Annotated in this window: 21 protein-coding genes, 4 tRNA genes and 3 rRNA genes; 19 read left to right on the top strand and 9 right to left on the bottom strand. The window is 54.2% G+C overall.

Annotation, left to right across the window (positions count from 1 at the left end):
- The first annotated feature begins 193 nt into the window (after positions 1-193).
- The 4 genes from VSQ83_RS01700 to VSQ83_RS01715 all read left to right on the top strand — a co-directional run bounded on the left by VSQ83_RS01700 (position 194) and on the right by VSQ83_RS01715 (position 3,508).
- Positions 194-787, top strand: coding sequence for an aminodeoxychorismate/anthranilate synthase component II (locus VSQ83_RS01700; RefSeq protein ID WP_133075325.1), 594 nt, complete (start codon positions 194-196; stop codon positions 785-787).
- A 9-nt stretch (positions 788-796) separates the two neighbouring features.
- Positions 797-1,846 carry an anthranilate phosphoribosyltransferase gene (gene trpD, locus VSQ83_RS01705; RefSeq protein ID WP_133075326.1) on the top strand — a complete coding sequence of 350 codons (1,050 nt, stop codon included), beginning with the start codon at positions 797-799 and terminating at the stop codon, positions 1,844-1,846.
- Positions 1,843-2,679 (top strand): indole-3-glycerol phosphate synthase TrpC, encoded by an 837-nt coding sequence (trpC, locus tag VSQ83_RS01710; protein ID WP_219262885.1) that lies wholly within the window; start codon positions 1,843-1,845, stop codon positions 2,677-2,679. Before trpD ends, trpC begins: the two co-directional genes overlap by 4 nt.
- A gap of 127 nt (positions 2,680-2,806) precedes the next feature.
- Positions 2,807-3,508, top strand: a complete 702-nt coding sequence (locus VSQ83_RS01715; protein WP_133075328.1) for a lipoate--protein ligase family protein — start codon at positions 2,807-2,809, stop codon at positions 3,506-3,508.
- Here VSQ83_RS01715 and crp read toward each other — a convergent pair.
- Positions 3,505-4,149, bottom strand: coding sequence for a cAMP-activated global transcriptional regulator CRP (gene crp, locus VSQ83_RS01720; RefSeq protein ID WP_019823132.1), 645 nt, complete (start codon positions 4,147-4,149; stop codon positions 3,505-3,507). The genes VSQ83_RS01715 and crp overlap by 4 nt on opposite strands.
- A gap of 222 nt (positions 4,150-4,371) precedes the next feature.
- On the opposite strand from crp, the gene VSQ83_RS01725 reads away from it, so the two are divergent.
- On the top strand, positions 4,372-4,794 hold the full coding sequence (locus VSQ83_RS01725) for an OsmC family protein (RefSeq protein ID WP_003444470.1): 423 nt from the start codon (positions 4,372-4,374) through the stop codon (positions 4,792-4,794).
- A 217-nt stretch (positions 4,795-5,011) separates the two neighbouring features.
- Here VSQ83_RS01725 and coq7 read toward each other — a convergent pair whose 3' ends face one another.
- The 6 genes from coq7 to hemJ all read right to left on the bottom strand — a co-directional run bounded on the left by coq7 (position 5,012) and on the right by hemJ (position 9,055).
- A complete protein-coding gene (gene coq7, locus VSQ83_RS01730) occupies positions 5,012-5,659 on the bottom strand; it encodes a 2-polyprenyl-3-methyl-6-methoxy-1,4-benzoquinone monooxygenase (RefSeq protein ID WP_219262886.1) in 648 nt (215 codons plus the stop codon).
- Positions 5,660-5,777: 118 nt separating this feature from the next.
- Positions 5,778-6,116 (bottom strand): histidine triad nucleotide-binding protein, encoded by a 339-nt coding sequence (locus VSQ83_RS01735; protein ID WP_133075330.1) that lies wholly within the window; start codon positions 6,114-6,116, stop codon positions 5,778-5,780.
- Positions 6,117-6,183: 67 nt separating this feature from the next.
- Positions 6,184-6,972, bottom strand: a complete 789-nt coding sequence (locus VSQ83_RS01740) for an SDR family NAD(P)-dependent oxidoreductase (protein ID WP_219262887.1) — start codon at positions 6,970-6,972, stop codon at positions 6,184-6,186.
- Positions 6,973-7,048: 76 nt separating this feature from the next.
- Positions 7,049-7,564: a DUF805 domain-containing protein gene (locus VSQ83_RS01745; protein WP_133075332.1), complete on the bottom strand. Its 516-nt coding sequence runs from the start codon at positions 7,562-7,564 to the stop codon at positions 7,049-7,051.
- Between the two features lie 61 nt (positions 7,565-7,625).
- A complete protein-coding gene (locus VSQ83_RS01750; protein ID WP_219262888.1) occupies positions 7,626-8,597 on the bottom strand; it encodes an NAD(P)H-dependent flavin oxidoreductase in 972 nt (323 codons plus the stop codon).
- Between the two features lie 29 nt (positions 8,598-8,626).
- Positions 8,627-9,055 (bottom strand): protoporphyrinogen oxidase HemJ, encoded by a 429-nt coding sequence (hemJ, locus tag VSQ83_RS01755; RefSeq protein ID WP_133075334.1) that lies wholly within the window; start codon positions 9,053-9,055, stop codon positions 8,627-8,629.
- Positions 9,056-9,188: 133 nt separating this feature from the next.
- Here hemJ and argC point away from each other — a divergent pair, with 133 nt between their 5' ends.
- Both argC and erpA read left to right on the top strand, forming a co-directional pair.
- Positions 9,189-10,223: an N-acetyl-gamma-glutamyl-phosphate reductase gene (gene argC / locus VSQ83_RS01760; RefSeq protein WP_133075335.1), complete on the top strand. Its 1,035-nt coding sequence runs from the start codon at positions 9,189-9,191 to the stop codon at positions 10,221-10,223.
- A gap of 148 nt (positions 10,224-10,371) precedes the next feature.
- Complete coding sequence (gene erpA, locus VSQ83_RS01765) at positions 10,372-10,722, top strand: iron-sulfur cluster insertion protein ErpA (protein WP_016782396.1); 351 nt, start codon at positions 10,372-10,374, stop codon at positions 10,720-10,722.
- 75 nt (positions 10,723-10,797) lie between these two features.
- Here erpA and VSQ83_RS01770 read toward each other — a convergent pair whose 3' ends face one another.
- Positions 10,798-11,889 (bottom strand): anhydro-N-acetylmuramic acid kinase, encoded by a 1,092-nt coding sequence (locus tag VSQ83_RS01770; RefSeq protein ID WP_326398571.1) that lies wholly within the window; start codon positions 11,887-11,889, stop codon positions 10,798-10,800.
- A gap of 3 nt (positions 11,890-11,892) precedes the next feature.
- A complete protein-coding gene (locus VSQ83_RS01775) occupies positions 11,893-13,302 on the bottom strand; it encodes a peptidoglycan DD-metalloendopeptidase family protein (RefSeq protein ID WP_133075337.1) in 1,410 nt (469 codons plus the stop codon).
- A gap of 214 nt (positions 13,303-13,516) precedes the next feature.
- Between VSQ83_RS01775 and tyrS the strand changes: the two genes are divergently transcribed.
- The 12 genes from tyrS (at position 13,517) to secE (ending at position 23,702) form a co-directional block, all read left to right on the top strand.
- Positions 13,517-14,716 (top strand): tyrosine--tRNA ligase, encoded by a 1,200-nt coding sequence (gene tyrS, locus VSQ83_RS01780; protein ID WP_133075338.1) that lies wholly within the window; start codon positions 13,517-13,519, stop codon positions 14,714-14,716.
- A gap of 480 nt (positions 14,717-15,196) precedes the next feature.
- A 16S ribosomal RNA gene (locus VSQ83_RS01785) occupies positions 15,197-16,733 on the top strand.
- Between the two features lie 325 nt (positions 16,734-17,058).
- Positions 17,059-19,950, top strand: a 23S ribosomal RNA gene (locus VSQ83_RS01790).
- A gap of 151 nt (positions 19,951-20,101) precedes the next feature.
- Positions 20,102-20,217, top strand: a 5S ribosomal RNA gene (gene rrf / locus VSQ83_RS01795).
- The 16S, 23S and 5S rRNA genes sit together here, the layout of an rRNA operon.
- A gap of 194 nt (positions 20,218-20,411) precedes the next feature.
- Positions 20,412-21,359: a bifunctional biotin--[acetyl-CoA-carboxylase] ligase/biotin operon repressor BirA gene (birA, locus tag VSQ83_RS01800; protein ID WP_326425148.1), complete on the top strand. Its 948-nt coding sequence runs from the start codon at positions 20,412-20,414 to the stop codon at positions 21,357-21,359.
- Positions 21,349-22,092 carry a pantothenate kinase gene (locus VSQ83_RS01805; protein ID WP_326425150.1) on the top strand — a complete coding sequence of 248 codons (744 nt, stop codon included), beginning with the start codon at positions 21,349-21,351 and terminating at the stop codon, positions 22,090-22,092. The genes birA and VSQ83_RS01805 overlap by 11 nt, the downstream gene beginning before the upstream one ends.
- A 7-nt stretch (positions 22,093-22,099) precedes the next feature.
- Complete coding sequence (locus VSQ83_RS01810; protein WP_326425151.1) at positions 22,100-22,576, top strand: hypothetical protein; 477 nt, start codon at positions 22,100-22,102, stop codon at positions 22,574-22,576.
- Between the two features lie 110 nt (positions 22,577-22,686).
- Positions 22,687-22,771, top strand: a tRNA-Tyr gene (locus tag VSQ83_RS01815).
- A 25-nt stretch (positions 22,772-22,796) separates the two neighbouring features.
- Positions 22,797-22,870, top strand: a tRNA-Gly gene (locus VSQ83_RS01820).
- A 26-nt stretch (positions 22,871-22,896) separates the two neighbouring features.
- Positions 22,897-22,972: transfer RNA gene (locus VSQ83_RS01825), tRNA-Thr, on the top strand.
- Positions 22,973-23,212: 240 nt separating this feature from the next.
- Positions 23,213-23,288 (top strand) — tRNA-Trp (locus VSQ83_RS01830).
- A 45-nt stretch (positions 23,289-23,333) separates the two neighbouring features.
- Positions 23,334-23,702 carry a preprotein translocase subunit SecE gene (secE, locus tag VSQ83_RS01835; RefSeq protein WP_003444399.1) on the top strand — a complete coding sequence of 123 codons (369 nt, stop codon included), beginning with the start codon at positions 23,334-23,336 and terminating at the stop codon, positions 23,700-23,702.
- Positions 23,703-23,709: the final 7 nt, after the last annotated feature.

Here is a 23,709-nt window from a genome sequence, read left to right on the forward strand (position 1 = left end):
ATGCGAGTTCTCAAGGCCCACGGCCGTTGGCGTTGGCGCGCCTAATATTTCTCTGCCGGCCACGCCGGACCTGCCCCCTGCGTTTTCATGAATGGCTGCCCCTCGGTTGGTGTGTTCAAACCAGCAACTGAAACTGCGGGCACAGGGTTCTGAAAACAGTTTTGAATGTCAGTGAATTCAGAGGTTTAGCAACATGCTGCTGATGATCGATAATTACGACTCTTTTACTTACAACGTTGTGCAATACCTCGGCGAGCTGGGTGCAGAGGTCAAGGTGGTGCGCAACGATGAATTGACCGTGGCCCAGATCGAAGCGCTCAAGCCCGAGCGCATTGTGGTCTCGCCCGGCCCTTGCACGCCGAACGAGGCGGGTATTTCCCTCGAAGCCATCAAGCACTTTGCCGGCAAGCTGCCGATCCTGGGCGTGTGCCTGGGCCATCAGTCCATCGGCCAGGCATTTGGCGGCGATGTGGTCCGCGCCCGGCAAGTGATGCATGGCAAGACCAGCCCGGTGTATCACCTCGATACAGGGGTATTCCAGGGCCTGAACAATCCGCTGACCGTGACCCGTTACCACTCGCTGGTGGTCAAGCGTGAAACCCTGCCGGACTGCCTTGAGCTCACCGCCTGGACTCAGCTTGAAGATGGCTCGGTGGACGAGATCATGGGCCTGCGCCACAAGACGCTGAATATCGAAGGGGTGCAATTTCACCCTGAGTCGATCCTGACCGAGCAAGGTCATGAGCTGTTTGCGAACTTTCTAAAACAAACCGGCGGCACGCGCTAAGGACTTTTTATGGATATCAAGACAGCCCTGAGCCGTATCGTCGGCCACCTCGACCTGACCACCGATGAGATGCGCGACGTAATGCGCGACATCATGACCGGTCAATGCACCGAAGCGCAGATTGGCGCATTCATGATGGGCATGCGCATGAAAAGCGAAAGCATCGACGAAATCGTAGGTGCCGTGACTGTCATGCGCGAACTGGCAGACAAGGTTGAGCTCAAGACGCTGGACGGCGTGGTCGATATCGTTGGTACCGGCGGCGATGGCGCGAACATTTTCAACGTGTCCACCGCTTCGGCGCTGGTGATTTCCGCGGCGGGTTGCACGGTGGCCAAGCATGGCAACCGCGCGGTGTCCGGTAAAAGCGGCAGTGCTGACCTGCTGGAAGCGGCCGGTGTGTATTTGAACCTGACCCCGGTTCAAGTCGCCCGATGCATCGACAGCGTGGGCATCGGCTTTATGTTTGCTCAGTGCCATCATGGCGCCATGAAGCATGCGGCCATTCCGCGTCGCGACCTTGGCTTGCGAACCCTGTTCAATATGCTTGGCCCGCTTACGAATCCGGCTGGTGTGTTGCATCAAGTGGTCGGTGTGTTCAACCAGGCGCTGTGCCGTCCCTTGGCTGAAGTGCTGCAGCGTCTGGGCAGCAAACATGTGCTGGTGGTGCACTCGCAAGACGGCCTGGATGAATTCAGCCTGGCAGCGCCGACCTTTGTGGCAGAGCTGAAAAACGGTGAGATCACCGAGTATTGGGTTCAGCCTGAAGATTTTGGCATCAAGAGCCAGAGCCTGTTCGGCCTGGTAGTAGACAGCCCCGAGCAATCGTTGGAGTTGATCCGCGATGCGTTGGGTCGTCGCAAAACCGAAGCGGGCCAGAAAGCCGCCGAAATGATTGTGCTCAATGCTGGCGCAGCGCTTTATGCCGCGGACCTTGCCTACACTCTCAAAGAGGGTGTGGAGTTGGCCCATGATGCGCTCCACACCGGATTGGCCCGCGAGAAGCTCGAAGAGCTGGGCGCGTTTACCGCGATTTTCAAGCAGGAGAATGAAGCATGAGTGTGCCAACCGTTCTGGAAAATATTCTGGCGCGTAAAGTTCAAGAGGTTGCCGAGCGCAGCGCGCGCGTGAGCCTGGCCGAGCTTGAACGTTTGGCCGCTCAGGCGGATCCTGTTCGCGGCTTTGCCAATGCCTTGCTGGCGCAGGCCAAGAAAAAACAGCCTGCAGTGATTGCCGAAATCAAAAAGGCTTCACCGAGCAAAGGCGTGATTCGCGAGCACTTCGTTCCTGCCGACATTGCCAGGAGCTATCAGTCGGGCGGTGCGACGTGTCTATCCGTGCTGACTGATATCGATTACTTCCAGGGTGCCGACGCGTACCTGCAGCAGGCCCGTGCGGCCTGTACCTTGCCGGTGATCCGCAAGGATTTCATGATCGACCCTTATCAAATCGTCGAAGCCCGTGCCTTGGGGGCCGATTGCGTGCTGTTGATCGTGTCCGCCCTGGACGACGTGAAGATGGCAGAGCTGGCAGCCGTCGCCAAAAGCGTCGGGCTTGATGTGTTGGTTGAAGTGCATGATGGCGACGAGCTTGAGCGCGCACTTAAAACCCTTGATACGCCGTTGGTGGGCATCAACAACCGCAACCTGCACACTTTTGAAGTCAGCCTGGAAACGACTCTGGATCTGTTGCCCCGTGTACCGCGTGATCGCCTGGTGATTACCGAGAGCGGGATTTTCAACCGTGCGGATGTCGAGCTGATGGAAATCAGCGAGGTGTATTCGTTCCTCGTTGGTGAAGCCTTTATGCGCGCCGAGAACCCGGGCAATGAACTGCAGCGTCTGTTTTTCCCGGAGCGCGTTGTGCCAGTGACGGGTTCGACTCTGGATTGACTCATCCCCTTGTGGGAGCGGGCTTGCTCGCGATAGCAGCCCCGCGATTTTCCTGGCAGGCTGCGGCGCCTCAAGCCCGCTCCAACAGCGATCGAACCTGTATCTGCAGCGTCTGACAAGGAATCCCATGGCACCCATCCAGCACCTCACCGTCGAAGCCGGCCTCAAGGCCGAGCAGGATTTACTGGCCTCGGTCTGTGCCGCAGAGCTGGAGGCAGGGGTGCTGTTCTGGCAGCCCACGGATCGGGCGCTGGTCATGCCGCGGCGACTGAGTCGCTTGCCGGGTTTTGAGCAGGCCAGTATTGAGTTGGCTGCCAGCGGCTGGCCGGTTCTGTTGCGTGAGACGGGCGGAGAGCCTGTCCCGCAGTCCGCCTCGACGGTCAATATTGCACTGGTTTATGCGCCTTTACGCAGTGAAGGCGATCATGGGCGTATCGAAACGGCCTATCGCCGTTTGTGCGAGCCGATTTGCGATTTGCTGATGCAGTTGGGTGGCACCGCTTCTTTGGGCGAAGTTGAGGGTGCGTTCTGTGATGGGCGTTTTAACGTCAATCTCAATGCCCGGAAACTGGTGGGTACCGCTCAGCGCTGGCGTCAGAGTCAAGGCGGGCAGCGGCCTGTCGGTTTGGTTCATGGTGCATTGCTGGTAGAGAACGAGCGTGAGTCGATGGTGGCGGCGGTCAATCGTTTCAATCAGTTGTGTGATCTTGAGCAACGCTGTCTTGCCGACAGTCACATCGCTTTGCACGAAGCGTTTGCGGCCCCCGACTTCTTTGAGCGCTTGAGTGCCAGTTATCAACAGATCCTGGCGCCCTTGCTCAAGTCTTAACGTGTACCGAACACCACCATGGTTTTGCCTTTGACGTTTACCAGGTTCTGTTCTTCCAGACCTTTTAGTACGCGTCCTACCATCTCTCGAGAACAACCGACGATTCTACCGATTTCCTGACGGGTGATCTTGATTTGCATGCCGTCCGGATGGGTCATGGCATCGGGTTGTTTGCACAGCTCAAGCAGGCAGCGCGCAACCCTTCCTGTGACATCAAAGAATGCCAAGTCACCGACCTTGCGCGTAGTGTTGCGCAGGCGTTGTGCTATTTGGCCACTTAGCGCGTAAAGAATCTCTGGCTCTTGCTGAGTGTATTCTCTGAACTTTGGATAGCTGATCTCTGCAACTTCGCACTCGGTCTTGGCTCGAACCCATGCGCTGCGTGACTGCTCTTGTCCCGCTTGTTCAAACAGGCCCAATTCGCCAATAAAGTCTCCGCTGTTGAGATAGGCAATGATCATTTCACGACCTTCCTCGTCTTCAATCAAAACCGTTACCGAGCCTTTGATAATGAAGAACAGGGTGTGTGAAGACTCACCTGCACAAATGATATTACTCTTGGCTGGATATCGTTTGCGTTGGCAAAAAGTCAAAAACTTGTCGAGGTTCTTGATCTTGGGTATGGGAGTAAGAGCAACCATGGTTGTATCCCGAGAAGCGTACACAGTAAGGATTAAATCTATTTTTATATAGAGCGCTTTCTGGCAGGCGCCAGCGATTTGGCGCCAGCTTACCAGACAGGTTCTGTACGGATTGCAGAATTTTCGGAGTGCCAGGCCAGAGAAACGCTTCAGTGTGGTGAGTTATCAGTTTCTGACCCTGTGCTAAGCTGGCGCCCCTTTTAAATCAGTGGAGTCTGGGTGATGAAGGCACGCATTCAATGGGCTGGCGAAGCCATGTTTCTGGGCGAGTCAGGCAGCGGCCACGTCGTTGTGATGGATGGCCCGCCTGAAAGCGGTGGTCGCAATCTGGGCGTACGCCCGATGGAGATGCTGTTGTTAGGTCTCGGGGGTTGCAGCAACTTTGACGTTGTCAGCATTCTCAAGAAGTCGCGTCAGGCGGTTGAGAGCTGTGAAGCGTTTCTGGAGGCAGAACGCGCCACTGAAGATCCAAAGGTTTTCACCAAAATCCATCTGCACTTTGTGGTCAAGGGCCGTGGCTTGAAAGAAGCCCAGGTCAAGCGTGCTATCGAGTTGTCGGCCGAGAAGTATTGCTCGGCATCCATCATGCTTGGCGCAGCGGGTGTTGCCATCAGCCACGATTACGAAATTATCGAGCTGGGCTGAGTCAATAAGGGTCTTGATTTAGCTAATGCCAGTCAGTAAATCGGGAAGCTGGCTCTTATGGGAGCGGTCTTGCCCTCGATGGGAGCCGCGCGGTTTGACTCTCAGGCCGCGTCGCCTGCATCGCGAGCAAGCCCGCTCCCACAGTGCCCCTTAACTGACACGCACATAGCCTATGTGCAAAGTCCCGCTAAAGCGGCGGTCTCTACCGAAGCTGCGATCAGATACGGTACGTACTTTTTGTCATCACCTTGGCCATCAAGCTCATGCCGAATTTGACCGGGGCAGGGAAGCGGAAGCCGCCAGCATCGAGCGCAGATTCTGCGTGCTGCTCTTCGTCGATACGCATTTGCTCAAGAATCGCCCGGGACTTTTCATCTTCGACCGGCAGTTGCTCAAGATGCTCGTTCAGGTGCTTGCAAACCTGGTCTTCGGTGGCCGCCACAAACCCCAGGCTGACTTTGTCGCTGATCAGTCCTGCTGCTGCGCCGATCCCGAAGGACATGCCGTAAAACAGCGGGTTCAGCACGCTGGGATGGCTACCCAGTTGGCGAATGCGTTGCTCACACCAGGCCAGGTGATCGATTTCTTCTTCAGCGGCATGTTCCATCGCTTCGCGCACGTGCGGGAGCTTGGCTGTCAGTGCCTGACCTTGATACAAGGCTTGAGCACAGACTTCACCGGTGTGGTTGATACGCATCAGACCGGCAACATGGCGTGTAGCTTGCGGGTCTAGCGGGTTTTCAGGTTTGACTATGGCCGGTGATGGCCGATGAGGCTGGCCGCTGAATGGCAGCAGAGTGCGCAGGGCGGTATCGGCTTGTAACAGAAGACGGTCAATCGGCGAGTAGTGACGTTGGTTAGTCATGCTTACCTCCGGAAAAAATCACGGCGGTCAGTTTACCCCAATCGCGGGGGTGGAGTTTGCGTTGGATCATGGATGGATGTGGGAACCGTGCGGCTCCCACGTCAGAATCGTCTAGCAATCAGCCCGGCGGCCAATTCATCTGGCGTTGACCCAGAACGTGCATATGAATGTGGTAAACCGTTTGGCCACCCTTTTCATTGCAGTTCATCACTACGCGGAAACCGTCTTCGCAGCCCAGTTCTTTGGCAAGGCGCTGTGCCGTGAAGAGGATATGGCCTGCCAGCAGCTTGTCTTCTTCGGCCAGGTCGTTAAGCGTGCGTATCGGCTTTTTCGGGATAACCAGAAAGTGGACCGGTGCTTGTGGTGCGATGTCGTGAAAAGCGAGCACTTGATCATCTTCATAGATGATCTTTGCGGGTATTTCACGGTTGATGATCTTGGTAAACAAAGTATCCAAAGCTGTGTCTCCGTGAGTGAAGTCCGGTCTGAGTGTACTCAGGGCTGTGAGTTACGCCCAGTCGTCGTTAACGAGGGCAGTAGGATTTGTTGACCGAGGCGGCTATTTTTCGTGTCATCCAGCGAGAGAGAACACGCGGGAAGCGAGAGAGCCAGCGGTTGCGACGTCCTGGAATGATGATCGCCTTGTTTTTATCGAGCGCACGCACGGTGTAAAGCGCAACTTCTTCGGGGCTCATGGCTCCGGTGCTTTGCTTGATGGCGTCGGTATTCATTTTGGCTGCATCGAAAAAACGGGTTCGGGTAATGCCGGGGCAGAGTACCGAGACTTTAATCCCGGTTTTTTTCACTTCTTCGCGCAGGCCTTCAGAAAAATGCAGGACATACGCTTTGCTGGCGAAGTAGGTGCTCAGCCAAGGCCCGGGCTTGAAGGCAGCAATTGAGGACACATTGAGAATCTGCCCGCCGCCTTGCACGGCCATCATGTTGCCAATGGCATGGCACAACCGGGTGAGTGCCAGCACGTTAAGTTCAATCAGGTCTTGTTCGGCGCTCCAGTCGTGGGCCAGGAAAGGACCGCAGGTGCCGATACCCGCGCAATTGACCAACAGGTCAATCTGACGGTCGCCTTCTTCAAGCTCCAGCAAAAAGCCTGACAGGCGCAGGGGCTCACCCAGATCGCAGGCGCGGAACAACACCTCGACGCCGAAACGCTGGGTCAACTCAAGTGCAATGGTTTCCAGCGCATCCCGCTGGCGGGCCACCAGAATCAAACTGCGCCCGCGTCGGGCAAGAGCCTCAGCCAGCGCCAGGCCAATGCCGCTGGAGGCGCCGGTGATTAAAGCGTAACGGGTCATGCTGTTCTCCATTGCAACGGTACAGTCCGGTGACAATGATGTCCCTGGCGTTAACGCGTTCATTAAGGCGGGCAGTCTACATGCTGTTGCTGTTGACTGCGTTGATCAACGCAGTCAGCAGGCCCAAAGCAAAGAGGGCAATCATTACGCAGATGCCCAGTCCAATCAAAAAGATGGTAATCGCAGCCAGAACATTGACTGCACGGCTGTTCGGCGGTGGCGGTGGCCCGTATTTATTGGGACCGGGTGTGCCGGGCATCAAGAGCATCATGAGGGACAGGATCAGATTGGCCACGGGCACCAAATGCAGTAACAGCATCCACGCGGACCAGTTGAGGTCATGCAGGCGCTGGGCGCTGATTCTCAGGCTGATGATGAAGTAGGCAAGTGTGAGCGTTGCGCCACAGGTAATGCCCAGGGTGGGGGAAACCTTGACTGCGAGCAAAACCAGAAGTGATGTCACCATGGCGATGACGGTGATTATCATGCTCCAGGCCAGCAGTCGTAAACGCCCGATCCTCCCGCTGAACCCCACAGGGTCAAGCGGCGCGTACTGTTCTTGAGGTGTTTTGTTCAGGCTAAGCTCGGGCACGGTGGCTTCCTTGTCCGGGTGGAGTTAACAAAAACCCGCCGTAATGGCGGGCTTGGCAATATCAGTGATGCGGCCAATGCTGGGCGAGTTTTGAGGTGCGGCTTAGCGCCTTGCGATATTCCTCATCCAGGCGTGCGATCAACTGGTCGATTGTGGGCAGGTCGTGGATTTCTCCTGCGCCCTGGCCAGCGGACCAGACTGTTTTCCACGCCTTGGCCTCATCGGTCAGCGGCTTGAGTTTGTTACCTGCCCCCGTGTCGTTTTTGCCTTGGAGTGCAGCCAGGTCGAAACCTGCATTTTCAAGGCTTTGGCGCATAAAACTGGCGGGCACACCCGATACAGCGGGGGTGTGAATGATATCGGCGGCGCGGGATGCCAGCAGCATCTCTTTGTAAGCGTCAGGCGCATGGCTTTCTTGGGTGGCGATAAAGCGTGTACCGAGGTAGGCAAGATCAGCGCCCAGAACCTGAGTCGCGAGGATTTCGTGGCCGTGATTCAGGCACCCTGCCAAGAGTAAGGTTTTGTCGAAAAACTGCCGTATTTCGGCGACCAATGCAAAAGGGCTCCAGGTACCTGCATGTCCACCAGCGCCGGCTGCGACTGCAATCAAGCCGTCTACCCCGGCCTCTACTGCTTTCTCGGCATGACGTCGGGTGGTGACATCGTGAAATACCAGGCCACCATAGCTGTGCACGGCATCAACGACTTCTTTGACTGCCCCCAGGCTTGTGATGACGATAGGCACTTTATGTTCGATGCAAATCGCCAGATCCGCCTGCAGTCGTGGGTTGCTGTTATGCACAATCAGGTTCACGGCGTAGGGGGCAGGGTTATCCAGTCCGGCGAGTCCTGATTCTATTTCCTCAAGCCATGCCTTGAAACCGCTGCTCTCGCGCTGGTTGAGTGCAGGGAAACTGCCTACAACACCATTGCGACAGCAGGCCAGGACAAGTTGAGGGTTGGAAATCAGAAACATGGGGGCGGCTACTACCGGCAGGCGCAAGCGTTGTTCAAGCAGAGCGGGCAGTGACATGGATAACCTCGGATCGTTAAGAAGTGAGTTTAAAACGGTTTGACCACGGCCAGAATTACGATCGCCAGCAGAAACACGACCGGCACTTCGTTGAACCAGCGATAGAACACGTGGCTACGTTTGTTTTCGCCGCGGGCAAAGCGTTTTACCTGCGCCCCACACATGTGGTGATAACCAATCAACAGGATCACCAGTGTCAGCTTGACGTGCATCCAGCCCTGGCTGAAATAGCCGCTCGGGTTGAGGCTGATCAACCAGCCGCCAAAAATCAGGGTCGCAATCATTGCCGGGCCCATGATGCCGCGATACAGCTTGCGCTCCATGATGCTGAATCGCTCTTTGCTAACGGAATCTTCGCTTTGTGCGTGGTAAACAAACAGGCGAGGCAGGTAAAAGAGGCCAGCAAACCAGCAGACGATGCTGATGAGGTGGAAGGCTTTGAGCCATAGATAAAGCATTTTTAGTTATTCCCAGGTTCACGGTAGATCAAATAGTAGTAGTAGAGCGTCCGGGAGTCACCTTGGCGGTTGTCGCAGGGGCCAGGTATCCCTATTATCGAAGGCTTTCCAGTGGTTTCGTTGAGGGCAGGTTATGGTCAAGGTCGGTATTGTCGGCGGCACGGGTTACACCGGGGTCGAATTGCTGCGTTTGCTGGCACAGCACCCGCAGGCTGAAGTGGTTGTCATCACTTCTCGATCCGAGGCTGGCCTGCCAGTTGCCGATATGTATCCCAACCTGCGCGGTCATTACGACGGTTTGGCCTTCAGCGTGCCGGACACGCAAACCCTGGGAGCGTGTGATGTGGTGTTTTTTGCAACGCCCCACGGCGTAGCCCATGCGCTGGCTGGCGAACTGCTGGCTGCAGGCACCAAGGTTATCGACCTCTCGGCAGACTTCCGCTTGCAGGATGCGGATGAGTGGGCCAAGTGGTACGGCCAGCCGCACGGTGCGCCAGAGCTGCTGGATGAGGCTGTCTATGGCCTGCCGGAAGTGAACCGTGAACAGATCAAGAAGGCGCGGCTTATCGCGGTGCCGGGTTGCTATCCGACTTCTGCCCAACTGGGTTTTCTGCCTTTGCTGGAAGCCGGCCTGGCCGAGACTTCGCAGTTGATCGCTGACTGCAAGTCGGGTGTGAGCGGCGCTGGCCGGGGTGCCAGTGTAGGAGCTCTGTATGCCGAAACGTCTGAAAGCATGAAGGCGTATGCCGTGAAAGGCCATCGGCACTTGCCGGAGATCCGTCAGGGTCTGCGCCGCGCGGCAGGTAAAGAGGTGGGCCTGACCTTTGTTCCGCATCTGACGCCGATGATCCGCGGTATTCACTCCACGTTGTATGCAACCGTTGTTGATCGTTCTGTCGACTTGCAGGCTTTGTACGAAAAGCGTTACGCCAACGAGCCTTTCGTCGATGTGATGCCTGCCGGCAGCCATCCAGAAACCCGTAGCGTGCGCGGTGCCAACGTGTGCCGGATTGCGGTACATCGTCCACAGGATGGTGACCTTGTCGTGGTGTTGTCGGTGATCGACAATCTGGTCAAGGGCGCCTCTGGCCAGGCGGTGCAGAACATGAACATCATGTTCGGCCTGGATGAGCGTCTGGGCTTGTCCCACGCCGGGATGTTGCCTTAAAGCATCTGCAGGTACCCAGCTACAAGCTGCAAGTGAAGAGCTCTTCACTTGCAGCTGCTACTTATGAATAGTTGACCGCTTTTCTAGGAGAAGCGGATAATGCGCGTCATCACGCATTATGGCGGCATAACGCCGGGAGATAGTCAGCATGAGCGTCGAATCCTTCACCCCCATGGCTTTGCAATTCACCGAAGGTGCTGCGCACAAGGTGAAGAGCCTGGTCGATGAAGAGGGTAATGATCGTTTGAAGTTGCGCGTTTTTGTTACGGGCGGCGGTTGTTCCGGTTTTCAGTACGGTTTCACCTTCGATGAAGAAGTGGCCGATGACGACACCCTGGTGGAGCGCGAAGGCGTGAGCCTGGTGGTCGATCCAATGAGTTTCCAGTACCTGGCGGGTGCCGAGGTGGATTATCAGGAAGGTCTGGAAGGGTCGCGTTTTGTGATCAAGAACCCCAATGCCACCACAACGTGTGGTTGCGGATCATCGTTCTCGATCTAAGCGTGTCGTACAGGCTTCAAACTCAACGCCGCGTAGATTCGCGGCGTTTTGCTGTCTGTACTGTGAGGTGGGCGGTCAGGCGGGGTAGATGGCGCCCAATATGCGCAAGCCGCGTGCGCCAGTGACGCTGGGGCGGTTGGTAGGGATGTTTTCCAGGCAGCAGTGCGCGAGCCATGCAAAGGCCATTGCTTCGACCCAGTCAGGGTCTACACCTTTGGCCTGTGTGCTGTTCACTTGGGCGGGAGCCAGCAAGTCTGCCAGTCGGGCCATCAATGCGGCATTGTGGGCTCCGCCACCGCATACCAGTAGCTCGTCCGTGTGTTGCTGGGCTGCCTTCAGGGATTGCGCGATGGTCTGTGCTGTAAGCTCCAGCAGGGTTGCCTGGACGTCTTCAGCAGGGAAAGTGGGCAGGTTGAACAGATGCTGTTTCAACCATGCGAGGTTGAATACCTCGCGGCCTGTACTCTTTGGGCCCTTGGTCTGGAAGAAAGGGTCGCTGAGCAGGGCGTTGAGCAGCAGCGGCTCAATCTTGCCGCTTGCAGCCCAGTCACCGTTGCGGTCATAGAGCTCACCGCGCTGCTCTTGTATCCAGGCATCCAGCAGGACATTACCCGGGCCGCAGTCGAATCCTGCAACGGGAGCGGTAGAAGTTATCAGGCTAAGGTTGCTGAATCCGCCTACGTTAAGCACTGCCCTGTTACCGACTTGATCCGTAAACAATGCTTCGTGGAAGGCAGGAACCAAAGGTGCTCCCTGACCTCCGGCAGCCACGTCGCGACGGCGGAAGTCACCTACGACGCAGATGTTGGTCAATTCGGCCAAGAGTGCCGGATTACCAATCTGTACGGTAAAACCGCGGGCGGGTTCGTGCCGTATGGTCTGGCCATGACTGCCGATTGCGCGGATATCTGCCGGGGACAAATGCTGTTGCTCAAGGAGCGCGTTGACGCCCTGTGCGGCCAGTTCGACCCAGTGATTCTCGGCAATTGCACAGCGGGCCACTTCATCCGGGCCGCTGGCGCACAAACCAAGTAGCTCGCTGCGCAAGGTATTCGGCATGGGAATGTAATGGGTGGCCAGCAGCCTGATGCCAGCCCCCAGCTCTATAAGGGCGATGTCCATACCGTCCAGGCTGGTTCCGGACATCACACCTATATAGAGGGCCATGGCTTAGCGCTTGCTCGAGGCCAGGAGGGTGGCCTTTTCCTGATTCATGCGAGCCATCAATGGCTGGCTTTGTTGCAGGAAGCGAGTGCGTTCAGCTTTGGCAATCGGGTCGGCCATCGGTAGTTTCTGTCCTAGTGGATCAACGTGTACGCCATTGACCTGGAACTCGTAGTGCAGATGCGGACCGGTCGAAAGGCCAGTTGTCCCGATGTAGCCAATCACTTGGCCCTGCTTGACCGAACCGCCGGTTTTGACGCCTTTGGCGAAGCCCTGCATGTGCCCGTAAAGCGTGCGGTAAGTGTTACCGTGCTGAATGATGACGGTATTGCCGTAGCCGCCACGACGACCAGCCAGCAGTACTTTGCCATCGCCGGTTGCTTTGATTGGGGTCCCGCGTGGCGCTGCGTAATCAACGCCTTTGTGGGCGCGGATCTTGTTCAGGATCGGATGCTTGCGACCTGACGAGAAACGCGAGCTGATGCGGGCAAAATCTACCGGGGTGCGGATGAATGCTTTACGCATGCTGTTGCCGTCGGCGGTGTAGTAATTGCTGTTGCCTTGCTTGTTGGTGTAACGAACGGCGGTAAAGGTTTTACCGCGGTTGGTAAAGCGCGCAGAGAGAATGTTGCCAGTGCCGACGGTTTTACCGTTGATCACTTTCTGCTCATAGATCACTTCAAACTGATCGCCTGGGCGGATGTCTTGAGCGAAGTCGATGTCGTAACCAAACACCTTGGCCATATCCATCGTTGTGCTGTGCGGCAAGCCTGCGCGCTGGCCCGATACGGAAAGCGAGCTGCTGATCACGCCGTGGGCGTACGCCGTGCGCATGGTAGGCAGGGTCGTGACACGGCGAAAGGTATAACCCTTGGCGCTTTTGTTGAGGGTTATGGTCTCAAGATCGCTGACCTGACTATGCAGCTTGTTCAGTTGCAAGCCGTCAGGGCTCATTTCAAATTCGAGCTTCTGGCCGTGCTTGAGCTGGCTAAATTGCTTGGCTTGCTTGTCGCTGGCCAGTACTTCATGCACGGAGGTAGCTGGCAGGCCGACCTTCTGGAACAAGGTTGATAGCGTGTCACCCTTACTCACGATCACTTCGCGGTGGGTGGGGGCGGGTGGCGCTGCTGGTTCGACTTTGGCAGTCGCAACCGGTGCGTTGTCCTGCTGTTCAATCTGGGCAAATGGCGATGGATTCGCTTCATTTGTGGCTTGAACGAGCTCGGCAGCGTCTTGATCTTGTGTCAGTTGTTCAGCAGGTGTTTCCAGCTCCAGATTAAGCGTTGTTCTTTTGGCTTCTACTTCGCTGGAGGGAAATACCAGCAAGGCCAAGCTTAAGAGAGCGGCGATACCACTTGCGGCAAGCAGGTGGGTCTTCGGATAAAGCGGCGGCGCTTTAGGCGGTTGACTGGTCATAGATGATTTTGACTTTGAGATAAAGGATGAATTGGAAAAGATGACTGGCACAATGAATATGAAATAACTGTATAAAATATAACCAAATCGCCCTTGAAGCAAGTCCGCGAGCCATTCGCGCGCGGATAGACCGCCGTATGCCTGCCGGAACTTGTAATTAGTCCCTGATCTTGTATCGTTGGTTCCCTTTGAATTTGAGCCTTACGGGTCTGATATGAAGTCGGTTGAAGAGCAGCTAGCGCTAATAAAGCGGGGTGCCGAAGAGGTACTGGTCGAGTCTGAATTGGTCGAGAAACTCAAGCGCGGTCAGCCGTTGCGTATCAAGGCCGGATTCGACCCGACCGCACCCGATCTGCACTTGGGTCATACCGTACTCATTAACAAGCTGCGCCAGTTCCAGGAACTGGGCCATCAGGTGATCTTCCTTATAGGTGATTTCACCGGGATGATCGGTGATCCGAGCGGCAAGAGTGCTACGCGTCCACCGCTGACGCGCGAGCAGGTACTTGAAAACGCCGAGACGTATAAAACTCAGGTTTTCAAGATTCTAGATCCGGCTAAAACCGAGGTGGCATTCAACTCCACCTGGATGGATCAAATGGGGCCTGCCGACTTCATTCGCCTGACTTCCCAGTACACCGTTGCTCGCATGCTTGAGCGCGATGACTTCGACAAGCGCTACACCACCAATCAGCCAATCGCGATCCATGAGTTCCTTTACCCGTTAGTACAAGGGTATGACTCGGTTGCATTGAAGGCGGACATTGAGCTGGGCGGTACAGATCAAAAATTCAATTTGCTGATGGGGCGTGAGCTGCAGCGCGGCTACGGTCAGGAAGCGCAATGCATTGTGACAATGCCTTTGCTTGAAGGTCTGGACGGCGTCAAGAAGATGTCCAAGTCCTTGGGTAACTATGTTGGTATCCAGGAAGCGCCGGGTGTGATGTACAGCAAGCTGGTGTCCATACCTGATGCGTTGATGTGGCGCTACTTCGAACTGCTGAGCTTTCGCTCGATGGATGAAATCGATGCGTTCAAGGCTGACGTGGAGGCGGGGGCTAACCCGCGTGATATCAAGATCAAGCTCGCCGAAGAGATCGTGGCTCGATTCCATGGTGAAGAGGCTGCGGCCAATGCGCATCGTGGCGCCGGCAATCGGATGAAGGATGGCGAGTTGCCAGACGATCTGCCCGAGGTGGAGTTGACTGCTACTGAGGATATGCCGATTGCAGCTGTTCTTAATAAAGCTGGGCTGGTTAAGAACTCAGCGGTGGCCAGAGACCTGCTGGGTTCGGGTGGTGTGCGTATAGATGGTGAGGTGGTTGATCGCTCCTATATATATGCACTGGGTTCTACCCACGTTTGTCAGGCTGGGAAGAAGGCTTTTGCGCGAATTACGCTAAAAGCTGAATAAGTAGGAAATTAGTGCTGGACGGCGCATTTTATTAGCCTATAATGCGCCCACTTCCGGCGCAGTCGAAACGGAAAACTCCTTGAGTTTCAATGAGTTGGATTGGTTTTCGGCAGTGTCAGCTTCAAGTCATCGAAGCAGGAAATGAGGTGTTGACAGCAGCGTGTAACGCTGTAGAATTCGCCTCCCGCTAACGAGAGATCGAAAGCGCAAGTGGTTGATGTTACAGAGGAAACTTTGAAAACATCTTAAAATAACCGCTTGACAGCAACAGAGGCTGCTGTAGAATGCGCGCCTCGGTTCAGCGAAAGCTAAACCAACCGCTCTTTAACAACTGAATCAAGCAATTCGTGTGGGTGCTTGTGGAGTCAGACTGATAGTCAACAAGATTATCAGCATCACAAGTTACTCCGCGAGAAATCAAAGATGTAACCAACGATTGCTGAGCCAAGTTTAGGGTTTCTTAAAAACCCAAAGATGTTTGAACTGAAGAGTTTGATCATGGCTCAGATTGAACGCTGGCGGCAGGCCTAACACATGCAAGTCGAGCGGTAGAGAGAAGCTTTCTTCTCTTGAGAGCGGCGGACGGGTGAGTAATACCTAGGAATCTGCCTGATAGTGGGGGATAACGTTCGGAAACGGACGCTAATACCGCATACGTCCTACGGGAGAAAGCAGGGGACCTTCGGGCCTTGCGCTATCAGATGAGCCTAGGTCGGATTAGCTAGTTGGTGAGGTAATGGCTCACCAAGGCTACGATCCGTAACTGGTCTGAGAGGATGATCAGTCACACTGGAACTGAGACACGGTCCAGACTCCTACGGGAGGCAGCAGTGGGGAATATTGGACAATGGGCGAAAGCCTGATCCAGCCATGCCGCGTGTGTGAAGAAGGTCTTCGGATTGTAAAGCACTTTAAGTTGGGAGGAAGGGCATTAACCTAATACGTTAGTGTTTTGACGTTACCGACAGAATAAGCACCGGCTAACTCTGTGCCAGCAGCCGCGGTAATACAGAGGGTGCAAGCGTTAATCGGAATTACTGGGCGTAAAGCGCGCGTAGGTGGTTTGTTAAGTTGAATGTGAAATCCCCGGGCTCAACCTGGGAACTGCATCCAAAACTGGCAAGCTAGAGTATGGTAGAGGGTAGTGGAATTTCCTGTGTAGCGGTGAAATGCGTAGATATAGGAAGGAACACCAGTGGCGAAGGCGACTACCTGGACTGATACTGACACTGAGGTGCGAAAGCGTGGGGAGCAAACAGGATTAGATACCCTGGTAGTCCACGCCGTAAACGATGTCAACTAGCCGTTGGGAGTCTTGAACTCTTAGTGGCGCAGCTAACGCATTAAGTTGACCGCCTGGGGAGTACGGCCGCAAGGTTAAAACTCAAATGAATTGACGGGGGCCCGCACAAGCGGTGGAGCATGTGGTTTAATTCGAAGCAACGCGAAGAACCTTACCAGGCCTTGACATCCAATGAACTTTCTAGAGATAGATTGGTGCCTTCGGGAACATTGAGACAGGTGCTGCATGGCTGTCGTCAGCTCGTGTCGTGAGATGTTGGGTTAAGTCCCGTAACGAGCGCAACCCTTGTCCTTAGTTACCAGCACGTAATGGTGGGCACTCTAAGGAGACTGCCGGTGACAAACCGGAGGAAGGTGGGGATGACGTCAAGTCATCATGGCCCTTACGGCCTGGGCTACACACGTGCTACAATGGTCGGTACAAAGGGTTGCCAAGCCGCGAGGTGGAGCTAATCCCATAAAACCGATCGTAGTCCGGATCGCAGTCTGCAACTCGACTGCGTGAAGTCGGAATCGCTAGTAATCGTGAATCAGAATGTCACGGTGAATACGTTCCCGGGCCTTGTACACACCGCCCGTCACACCATGGGAGTGGGTTGCACCAGAAGTAGCTAGTCTAACCTTCGGGAGGACGGTTACCACGGTGTGATTCATGACTGGGGTGAAGTCGTAACAAGGTAGCCGTAGGGGAACCTGCGGCTGGATCACCTCCTTAATCGACGACATCAGCTGCTCCATAAGTTCCCACACGAATTGCTTGATTCATTGTAGAAGACGATAACTGCAGAGTCGCTCTGTGGTTTTTCTGTCGTAAAGCTTAGAAATGAGCATTCCATCAAACGATGGTGAATGTTGATTTCTGATCTTTTTGATTAGATCGTTCTTTAAAAATTTGGGTATGTAATAGAAAGTTAGACTGGATAACACTTTCACTGGTGTTTATTCAGGCTAAGGTAAAATTTGTGAACGTTCTTAATTGAACATGCGAATTTTCGGCGAATGTCGTCTTCATAGTATAACCAGATTGCTTGGGGTTATATGGTCAAGTGAAGAAGCGCATACGGTGGATGCCTTGGCAGTCAGAGGCGATGAAAGACGTGGTAGCCTGCGAAAAGCTTCGGGGAGTCGGCAAACAGACTTTGATCCGGAGATGTCTGAATGGGGGAACCCACCTAACATAAGTTAGGTATCTTAAGCTGAATACATAGGCTTAAGAAGCGAACCAGGGGAACTGAAACATCTAAGTACCCTGAGGAAAAGAAATCAACCGAGATTCCCTTAGTAGTGGCGAGCGAACGGGGACCAGCCCTTAAGCTGTATTGATGTTAGCGGAACGCTCTGGAAAGTGCGGCCATAGTGGGTGATAGCCCTGTACGCGAAAACATCTTTGCAGTGAAATCGAGTAGGACGGAGCACGAGAAACTTTGTCTGAATATGGGGGGACCATCCTCCAAGGCTAAATACTACTGACTGACCGATAGTGAACTAGTACCGTGAGGGAAAGGCGAAAAGAACCCCGGAGAGGGGAGTGAAATAGATCCTGAAACCGTATGCGTACAAGCAGTGGGAGCCCACTTTGTTGGGTGACTGCGTACCTTTTGTATAATGGGTCAGCGACTTATTTTCAGTGGCAAGCTTAACCGAATAGGGGAGGCGTAGCGAAAGCGAGTCTTAATAGGGCGTCTAGTCGCTGGGAATAGACCCGAAACCGGGCGATCTATCCATGGGCAGGTTGAAGGTTGGGTAACACTAACTGGAGGACCGAACCGACTACCGTTGAAAAGTTAGCGGATGACCTGTGGATCGGAGTGAAAGGCTAATCAAGCTCGGAGATAGCTGGTTCTCCTCGAAAGCTATTTAGGTAGCGCCTCATGTATCACTGTAGGGGGTAGAGCACTGTTTCGGCTAGGGGGCCATCCCGGCTTACCAAACCGATGCAAACTCCGAATACCTACAAGTGCCGAGCATGGGAGACACACGGCGGGTGCTAACGTCCGTCGTGAAAAGGGAAACAACCCAGACCGTCAGCTAAGGTCCCAAAGTTATGGTTAAGTGGGAAACGATGTGGGAAGGCTTAGACAGCTAGGAGGTTGGCTTAGAAGCAGCCACCCTTTAAAGAAAGCGTAATAGCTCACTAGTCGAGTCGGCCTGCGCGGAAGATTTAACGGGGCTCAAACCATACACCGAAGCTACGGGTATCACTTAGGTGATGCGGTAGAGGAGCGTTCTGTAAGCCTGTGAAGGTGAGTTGAGAAGCTTGCTGGAGGTATCAGAAGTGCGAATGCTGACATGAGTAACGATAATGGGTGTGAAAAACACCCACGCCGAAAGACCAAGGTTTCCTGCGCAACGTTAATCGACGCAGGGTTAGTCGGTCCCTAAGGCGAGGCTGAAAAGCGTAGTCGATGGAAAACAGGTTAATATTCCTGTACTTCTGGTTATTGCGATGGAGGGACGGAGAAGGCTAGGCCAGCTTGGCGTTGGTTGTCCAAGTTTAAGGTGGTAGGCTGGAATCTTAGGTAAATCCGGGATTCTAAGGCCGAGAGCTGATGACGAGTTGTCTTTTAGACAACGAAGTGGTTGATGCCATGCTTCCAAGAAAAGCTTCTAAGCTTCAGGTAACCAGGAACCGTACCCCAAACCGACACAGGTGGTTGGGTAGAGAATACCAAGGCGCTTGAGAGAACTCGGGTGAAGGAACTAGGCAAAATGGCACCGTAACTTCGGGAGAAGGTGCGCCGGTGAGGGTGAAGCATTTACTGCGTAAGCCCATGCCGGTCGAAGATACCAGGCCGCTGCGACTGTTTATTAAAAACACAGCACTCTGCAAACACGAAAGTGGACGTATAGGGTGTGACGCCTGCCCGGTGCCGGAAGGTTAATTGATGGGGTTAGCTAACGCGAAGCTCTTGATCGAAGCCCCGGTAAACGGCGGCCGTAACTATAACGGTCCTAAGGTAGCGAAATTCCTTGTCGGGTAAGTTCCGACCTGCACGAATGGCGTAACGATGGCGGCGCTGTCTCCACCCGAGACTCAGTGAAATTGAAATCGCTGTGAAGATGCAGTGTATCCGCGGCTAGACGGAAAGACCCCGTGAACCTTTACTATAGCTTTGCACTGGACTTTGAATTTGCTTGTGTAGGATAGGTGGGAGGCTTTGAAGTGTGGACGCCAGTCTGCATGGAGCCAACCTTGAAATACCACCCTGGCAACTTTGAGGTTCTAACTCAGGTCCGTTATCCGGATCGAGGACAGTGTATGGTGGGTAGTTTGACTGGGGCGGTCTCCTCCTAAAGAGTAACGGAGGAGTACGAAGGTGCGCTCAGACCGGTCGGAAATCGGTCGTAGAGTATAAAGGCAAAAGCGCGCTTGACTGCGAGACAGACACGTCGAGCAGGTACGAAAGTAGGTCTTAGTGATCCGGTGGTTCTGTATGGAAGGGCCATCGCTCAACGGATAAAAGGTACTCCGGGGATAACAGGCTGATACCGCCCAAGAGTTCATATCGACGGCGGTGTTTGGCACCTCGATGTCGGCTCATCACATCCTGGGGCTGAAGCCGGTCCCAAGGGTATGGCTGTTCGCCATTTAAAGTGGTACGCGAGCTGGGTTTAGAACGTCGTGAGACAGTTCGGTCCCTATCTGCCGTGGACGTTTGAGATTTGAGAGGGGCTGCTCCTAGTACGAGAGGACCGGAGTGGACGAACCTCTGGTGTTCCGGTTGTCACGCCAGTGGCATTGCCGGGTAGCTATGTTCGGGAAAGATAACCGCTGAAAGCATCTAAGCGGGAAACTTGCCTCAAGATGAGATCTCACTGGAACCTTGAGTTCCCTAAAGGGCCGTCGAAGACTACGACGTTGATAGGTTGGGTGTGTAAGCGCTGTGAGGCGTTGAGCTAACCAATACTAATTGCCCGTGAGGCTTGACCATATAACACCCAAGCAATTTGCGTCGAAGAGACCAGATTGCGGTGTGTGAAGACGATACAAACCGAAAGTTTGCGACTCACAAAACACCAAACTATTACATACCCATTCGCTGGAGCGTAAACCGAAAGGTAAACGACCTGGCTACCGAATTTCTTGACGACCATAGAGCATTGGAACCACCTGATCCCATCCCGAACTCAGAAGTGAAACGATGCATCGCCGATGGTAGTGTGGGGTTTCCCCATGTGAGAGTAGGTCATCGTCAAGATTAAATTCCAAACCCCCTGTCTGCTAACGCAGACAGGGGGTTTGTTTTTGGGCCGAGAAAAGTTGCAGCCATGGCTAGCCGCACTTGTTGCTGTCCCACTTTTCAGGAGCGTCTGCTGCAGTGCGTAGCAGCGTTTCTATGCAATAGCTCTCCTCATGGCTATTATGCGTGCCTCATTGTGAGGCGATACTTGCATGCTGACGTTGTTGAAACTCCTTAAAGACGGTCGATTTCATTCGGGACAAGCGCTCGGGGCTGCGCTCGGCGTTAGTCGCAGCGCTGTATGGAAGCAGCTCCAGCACTTGGAGTCAGACTTGAACTTATCAATTCATAAGGTTCGTGGTCGTGGCTATCAGTTGGCTGCCCCCCTTGAGCTGCTTGAGCTGGATCAGTTGGCAGCGAGTCCTTGGCCTGTTGCGATTAGCCACTCGTTAGACTCTACGAATGCTGAAGCCCTGCGCGCGGTTGATCGTGGTGTAACGGCGCCATTTGTAATACTGGCTGAGAGACAGATCGCAGGCAGGGGGCGACGGGGGCGTAAGTGGGTTAGTCCTTTCGCGGAGAATATTTACTACAGTCTAGTGCTCCGGATGGATGGGGGTATGCGTCAGCTGGAAGGGCTTAGCCTCGTAGTTGGCCTTGCGGTGCTGAGTGCGCTCAGAGCGGTTGGTGTCTCGGATGCGGGGCTGAAATGGCCAAATGATGTGCTAGTGAGCAACAAAAAAATTGCCGGCATCTTGCTTGAGCTGGTCGGAGATCCGGCCGACGTATGTCATGTAGTCCTTGGTATCGGTATCAACGTTAACATGAGAGTGGCGAGTGAGGTTGATCAGGCCTGGACTTCGGTTTTTCTGGAGTCTGGAGTTGCGACTAACCGTAATGAATTAGTGTCAAAGCTCAGCGATAGCTTGCGCATGTATCTCAAGCGCCATGAGGTCTCAGGCTTTTCGGCTATTCAGTCGGAGTGGGAACAAAATCATTTGTGGCAAGGGCGTGAAGTCTCTTTGATCGCTGGGGTGCACCAGGTGAACGGTACGGTCATGGGTATTGACCGTCAGGGTGCGCTGCGTATGAGTGTAAATGGTGAGGAGAAGGTGTTCAGTGGCGGTGAGCTTAGTTTGAGGTTGCGCGATGATTCTTGAAATGGACTGTGGAAACAGTTTCATAAAATGGCGCGCTCTAGACGGCACGGTTGTAGTAAGCGGCGGAGTCGTGGACTCAGATGCTGGGCTTATGGCCGCGATACTAGCTGCTCCGGAGCTGCGCATAACCCATTGCCGCTTGGTTAGCGTGCGCAGTGATGACGAGACATCGAGTCTGGTGGCATCAATTGCCTCGATGCTCGGTGTCGGAGTGGAGTGTGCTAAACCTGCAAGGGAAGTCGCGGGTGTAAGTAACGGATATGAGGAGTTTGCTCGTTTGGGGCTGGATCGCTGGCTGGCTCTGGTTGGGGCATTTGAGCTGGCTAAGAATGCGTGCCTTGTTCTGGATTTCGGTACGGCGGTCACTGCGGACTTTGTTGCGTCCGATGGTCAGCACCTGGGAGGATTTATATGCCCTGGAATGCCCTTGATGCGGGACCAATTGCGTACGCATACGCGGCGTATCAGGTACGACGACTTTTCGGCGGAGCAGGCGTTGCTACAGCAGGCTCCGGGTCGTACCACGGCTGAGGCTGTTGAGCGTGGTTGTTTGCTGATGATGAGAGGCTTCGTTTTGACCCAGCTGGAGTTGGCGCGCGAATATTGGGGGCAGGATTTTGAGGTTTTTCTCACGGGCGGTGACGCCAGTTTGGTCAGGGATATGGTGCCTGATGCTCGTTTGGTGCAAGACCTTGTATTTGTAGGCTTGGCGGTAGTGTGTCCCCTTCCTTGAGGTTCTTATGCGTTGGCTGTTTCTTCTGCTAGTTGTACTCAATATCTTTTATTACGTCTGGCATCAACAAGAGGCGCCGCCCAGGGCGAAGGAAGTCATTTCCTTGTCCTTGTATAAGGGGAACAAGCAGGACATACGCCTACTCAGTGAGGCGCGACCCAAGGTCGTCAGTGGCAGTGTTTCTGGAGACCGTGTAGAAAGTCTGGAGTGCTTCTATATAAGCGGCTTATCCAGTGAAGAGCAGTTGCGCAGTCTTCAGAGCAAGCTTTCTGATGTGGATGTGCAGTCACTGCCGTCCACAGTGGTTCGAGATGATTCAGGGGGATATGTACTAAAACTCTCGCCTCAAATCGGTGCTGTGGGCACTGAAATGGCTTTGGCTAACCTTGCCAATGAATTCAATGGGTTAAAATACAAAAAAATGCGGTGTGAGGGCTTGCAGCCATCCGATAGTTTGCATAGAATGGCGCCCGCTCCACAGTGAACACCGAACAGGCTACTAGGTGTGAAGCGAGTCAAGTTGCTAACTTCCTGATTTAATTGAAGAAAGTGGTTGACACAAGGCTAGAGTGGTGTAGAATTCTAGCCAGCTCAGGAGGGGTTCCCGAGCGGCCAAAGGGATCAGACTGTAAATCTGACGTCTACGACTTCGAAGGTTCGAATCCTTCCCCCTCCACCATATTCAAGCTAGAGCAGCAAGATTTGCGGGTGTAGTTTAGTGGTAGAACCTTAGCCTTCCAAGCTAATGATGCGGGTTCGATTCCCGCCACCCGCTCCAGTCTAGCTGTTTTCGCAACGTGTTTCGCTCTTGTAGCTCAGTTGGTAGAGCACACCCTTGGTAAGGGTGAGGTCAGCGGTTCAAATCCGCTCAAGAGCTCCATATAACAAGGCAGATATGAAAATATCTGCCTTTGTTTTAACAGGTGCATAGCCTGTCTGGGGTGTTTGCTGGTGGTGCTTTTGGTGCTGCTGCCCTGGTTGGTTGTTACGGTTGTGAGTAGCTCGCATTCTGCTACTCGCTGGCAATCTCTGCTTTGATAGGGTTGGTTGCAAAAGTAATTGCATAAGTTGTTGAAAAGTCTCTCTCGTGTCGGCATAATCGGCGGCTCGATAATGTTTTAGGTCAGTAGCTCAATTGGCAGAGCGACGGTCTCCAAAACCGTAGGTTGGGGGTTCGATTCCCTCCTGACCTGCCAGATTCGCTCATTGCGTCTGGCTTTCTTTTCACAGGATCCTCTTAGATGACTCCCAAGGCTGAAGTTCAAGGCTCTCGCTTCGATCTCCTCAAGTGGCTTGTAGTGGTTGCTCTTGTGGTGGTTGGCGTTGTTGGGAATCAGTATTATTCTGGTTCGCCGATCCTGTATCGCGTCATTGCACTTCTTGTGATTGCTGCTGTTGCTGCCTATGTAGGCTTGCAGACGGCTAAAGGCAAGTCGTTCTCTGTATTGGTGAAGGAAGCTCGTACTGAGATTCGTAAAGTCGTATGGCCAACTCGCCAAGAAACTACGCAGACCACGTTGATCGTGGTGGCTGTTGTTCTTGTTATGGCGTTGCTGTTGTGGGGTTTAGATTCCCTGCTCGGTTGGCTCGTTTCCTTGATTGTTGGCTAAGGGTGTC

Source organism: Pseudomonas sp. DSV-1 (genome assembly GCF_035830915.1).
Taxonomy (GTDB): Bacteria; Pseudomonadota; Gammaproteobacteria; order Pseudomonadales; family Pseudomonadaceae; genus Aquipseudomonas.